This window comes from Streptomyces sp. NPDC001709 (genome assembly GCF_053596375.1).
The window spans coordinates 1-4,501 of sequence record NZ_JBSFGB010000121.1 but is presented as its reverse complement, the minus strand read 5'-3'; the positions used below and the strand labels follow the sequence as shown (position 1 = coordinate 4,501).

Below are 4,501 nucleotides of genomic sequence, written 5' to 3'. Positions count from 1 at the left end.
GCACCCGACTCCCACTCCACATGCGGCGACGGCTCATCCACGTGCAAGGTCGGCGGCAGCACCCCGTGCCGCATCGCCATCACCATCTTGATCACGCCGGCGACGCCTGCTGCGGTCGAGGTGTGACCGATGTTGGACTTGATCGACCCCAGCCACAGCGGGTCGCCGTCCCGCTCCCGGCCGTACGTCGCCAGCAACGCCTGCGCCTCGATCGGGTCGCCGAGCTTGGTGCCCGTGCCGTGGCCCTCGACCGCGTCCACCTCGGCCGGTGAGAGCTTGGCGTTGGCGAGCGCCTGCCGGATCACTCGCTCCTGCGACGGACCGTTCGGGGCCGTAAGACCGTTACTCGCGCCGTCCTGGTTCACGGCACTGCCCCGGACCAGACCGAGGATCCGCCGCTCGTTGCGCTTGGCGTCCGACAGGCGCTCCAGTACGACCAGGCCCAGACCGTCGGAGAATCCGGTCCCGTCCGCCGACGCCGCGTACGCCTTGCACCGGCCGTCGGGAGCCAGGCCGCGCTGACGGCTGAACTCCATGTGCAGGAACGGCCCGGACAGCACGGTGACACCACCGGCGAGCGCGAGGGAGCACTCGCCGGCGCGCAGCGCGGTCGCCGCCAGGTGCAGGGCGACGGCGGAGGCCGAGCAGGCCGTGTCGACGGACACGGCCGGGCCCTCCAGCCCGAGGCTGTAGGCCACGCGGCCGGACACCACACTGGTGGTGGAACCGGTCAGGCGGAAGCCCTCGATCTGGGGCAGGGCTCCGGCGGGCATGGCGGCGTAGTCGGACGGGCCGACGCCGCAGAAGACACCGGTGTCGCTGCCGCGCAGGCCGTTGGGGTCGATGCCCGCGTCCTCCAGGGCCTCCCAGGCCGCCTCCAGCAGCAGGCGTTGCTGCGGGTCCATGGCGGTGGCCTCGCGCGGGCTGATCCCGAAGAAGTCGGCGTCGAACTCGGCGGCCCCGTCGATGAAACCGCCTTCCCTGGCGTACACGGTGCCGAGCCGGTCGGGGTCGGGGTCGTAGAGCCGCTCCAGGTCCCAGCCCCGGTCGGTCGGGAACGGGCCGATGGCGTCGCGCCCGGTGGCCACGAGCTCCCACAGTTCCTCCGGCGAGGTCACCCCGCCCGGGTACCGGCAGCTCATGCCGACGATCGCAAGGGGTTCCCCGTCGCGGGACTCGTACTCGCGAAGGCGTGCGCGGGCCTGGTTGAGGTCGCTCGCCATCTTCTTGAGATACCGGGCGATCTTTTCCTGCTGATCGGTGTTCTCTGCCATTTCCCCGCCCCCTGTCACGCTTCGCCGAACTCGGCGTCGATCATCTGGAAGACCTCGTCCATGGTTGTGGCCGCTTCGATGCGCTCGGCCGTGCTCTCCGCCTCCTCGTCGTCGGCGACGACGGACAGCAGGTGGCGCAGGCGTTCGGCCACATGGCGCCGGTCGTTCTCGGCGACCGCGGCAAGCATGTCTTCCAGCTTGTTCAGTTCCTTTTCGATGGGTGGTTCGGCGGCGACGCTGCCGAACTCGGCCAGCAGCAGACGCGCGATCTCCGCAGGCGTGGGGTAGTCGAAAACCAGCGTGGCGGGCAGCCGCATGCCGGTGGTCTGGGTGAGCCGGTTGCGCAGTTCGACGGCGCCGAGCGAGTCGAAGCCGATCTCCTGGAAGGCCCGCTCGGGTTCGATGGCCGCGGCCGATGCATGCCCGAGTACGGCCGCCACCTGGGTGCGGACCAGGTCCAGAACGATGTGCTCACGATCCTCCGCGGCGACTCCGGCCAGGCGATCACGCAGAGACACGGTCGTGGTGTCCACGCGCCGCGCCGGAACGGGTGCCAGCCCGCGGAGTACGGCCGGGATGGTCCCGGCCCGGGCCTGAGCCCGCAGCACCCCGGTGTCCAGCCAGGCCGGCGCCAGCAGCGCCGCCTCCGAAGCGAGGGCCTGGTCGAACAGGCCCAGCCCCAGCTCGGACGTCAACGGCTTGGCTCCCATCCGCTCCAAACGCGCCAACTCCGCCGAACCCAACTGCCCCGCCATGCCCGCAGTGCCCGACCACAGACCCCACGCCAGCGAGACGGCCGGGAGACCCGCCGCCCGACGGAGCCCCGCCAGAGCGTCCAACGCCGCGTTCGCCGCCGCGTAGTTGCCCTGACCAGGGCTGCCGATCAACGCCGCCACCGACGAGAACAACACGAACGCCGCCAGGTCGGCGTCGGCCGTCAACTCGTGCAGATGCCAGGCCGCATCCACCTTCGGCCGCATCACCCGCCCGATCTGCTCGGGCGACAAGGACTCGATCACACCGTCGTCGAGCACACCGGCCGCATGCACCACCGCCGTCAGCGGTCGCTCGATCGAGCCGAGCGCAGCGGCCAGTTGATCCCGGTCGGACACGTCGCACGCGACGACCCGGGCCTCGCAGCCGAGGCCCTTCAGCTCCGCCACCAGCTCGGCAGCACCGTCAGCCTCCAGACCACGCCGGCTCAGCAGTAGCAGATGACGTACGCCGTGCGCGGTCGCGAGGTGCCGGGCGAACACCGCACCCAGACCCCCCGTACCACCGGTGACCACCACAGTGCCCTCGGGATCGAGCACAGTCACCGACTCACCGGAAGCAGCACGCGACAGCCTCGGTGCCAACAACACACCGCCACGCACGGCGAGTTGGGGCTCATCCGCACCCAGCACCGCACCCCAGTCCGGCTCCTCACCATCCACATCCACCAGCAGGAACCGACCGGGATGCTCGGACTGGGCGCTGCGCAGCAGACCCCACACCCCCGCCTGGGCAACATCCGGGCTCTCACCGTCGACGGCGCACACCGCACCCCGGGTCACCACCACCAACCGGGCCTCACCCAGCCGCTCACCGGCCAACCACCGCTGCACCAGCCCCAGAGCCTCGGCGGCGGCGTGCCGGGCAGCTACTGCCGCGTCCCCATCCGGGGTGACGATCGAGGCCAGCACCACCTCGGGCACAGTCGCGCCGTCGGCCACGGCCTTCTCCAGCGCCGTCAGATCGGCGAACCGGTCCACCGATCCGCCGACCGCGCCGAGTGCGACGACTCCGGCGGTCCGCGCCGTAACGGCCTGCACAGGCACCCAGTCCATCTCGTAGAGATGCCGATCGCCGTCCCGTCGCGCGGCCTCCAGGTGCCCCTGCTCCACCGGGCGGACGTCGAGCCGCCGCAGGCAGGCCAGCGGCATGCCGTCCTCGCCCGCGATGTCGAGTCGCAGGGAGGTCGGGTCCGGCAGCGTGATCCGCACCCGGATCCGGGTCAGGCCGAAGCGCTCCAGTTGCACGCCGGACCAGGAGAACGGCAGTCCGCTGGGGTTCTCCTCCCCCATGTCGAGCATGCCGAGACCGCCGTGCAGGGCGGAGTCGAACATCGCCGGGTGAATGGCGAACCCGTCCGCCGAGCCGGCCACTTCGGGCAGCGCCAGCTCGGTGAGAACCTCGTCGCCACGGCGCCAGGCGGACTGTACGGCGCGGAAGGCCGGGCCGTAGTCGAAGCCCACGTCGGTGAGGTGGGCGTTCCGGTTGAGCAGCGTGTACAGCTCGGACACGGGCAGCGGCTCGGCGTCCACGGGCGGCCAGGGCGCCGGCAGCGGCTCCAGGGGCTCGGCCTTGACGGAGAGCCAACCGCGAGCGTGGCAGGTCAGCTCGGTGACCTCGTCCTCGCTCGCCTCGATCCGGGAGAAGAAGGCGATCTCCCGGCGCCCGTCCTCACCGGCCGGGCTGACGGTCACCCGGATCTGCCGCGTGACGTCATCCTCGAGGACCAGCGGCGCGGCGACAACCAGTTCGTCCACGACATCGCAGCCCAGCCGCCTGCCGATGGTCAACGCCATCTCGACCATGGCGGCACCGGGCACCAGCACAATCCCGAACACCATGTGGTCGCGGGTCCACGGCTGCGTCTCCTGGGACATGCTGCCGGTGAACACCCACTCGTCGCGGTCCCCAACCTGTACGGCCGCCGCCAGGACGGGGTGCCGCATGCGGTCCATGCCGACAGCCGAGGGGTCGCCTAGACCGGTCTTGCGCGGGAGCCAGTAGTTCTCGCGTTGGAAGGCGTAGGTGGGCAGGTCGACGCGCTTCGCGCCGGTACCCGCGAAGAAGACGTTCCAGTCGACTGCGACGCCGGTGGTGTGGGCCCGGCCCAGGAAGCCCGCGAACGTCTCCGCCTCGCCGTGCTTGGCCCGCAACGCGGGGACGAACGCTGCCTCGGCCTCGTTCTCGTCGTCCTCCACGCACTGCCGGGCCATCGCCGTCAGCACCGCATCCGGACCCAGCTCCAGGAACCGGCGTACCCCGAGATCCCACAACGTCCGCACACCATCAGCGAAACGCACCGCCTGCCGCACATGCCGCACCCAGTAATCCGCATCGAACCCCGACACCACCTCGCCCGACACATTCGACACGACCGGGATACGCGGCTCGGCGTAGGTCAGCCGCTCCGCCACGGCACGGAACTCATCAAGCATCGGCTCCATACGCGGCGA

2 protein-coding genes are annotated in these 4,501 nt (G+C 71.0%); both read right to left on the bottom strand.

Translation table 11 applies throughout. The features are described 5' to 3' along the window. The coding region (locus ACWC0C_RS48035; RefSeq protein WP_450871504.1) for a type I polyketide synthase at positions 1-1,274 on the bottom strand (1,274 nt) is incomplete at its 3' end. A 14-nt stretch (positions 1,275-1,288) separates the two neighbouring features. Further along, positions 1,289-4,492, bottom strand: coding sequence for an SDR family NAD(P)-dependent oxidoreductase (locus ACWC0C_RS48030; RefSeq protein ID WP_450871505.1), 3,204 nt, complete (start codon positions 4,490-4,492; stop codon positions 1,289-1,291). Positions 4,493-4,501 lie beyond the last annotated feature (9 nt).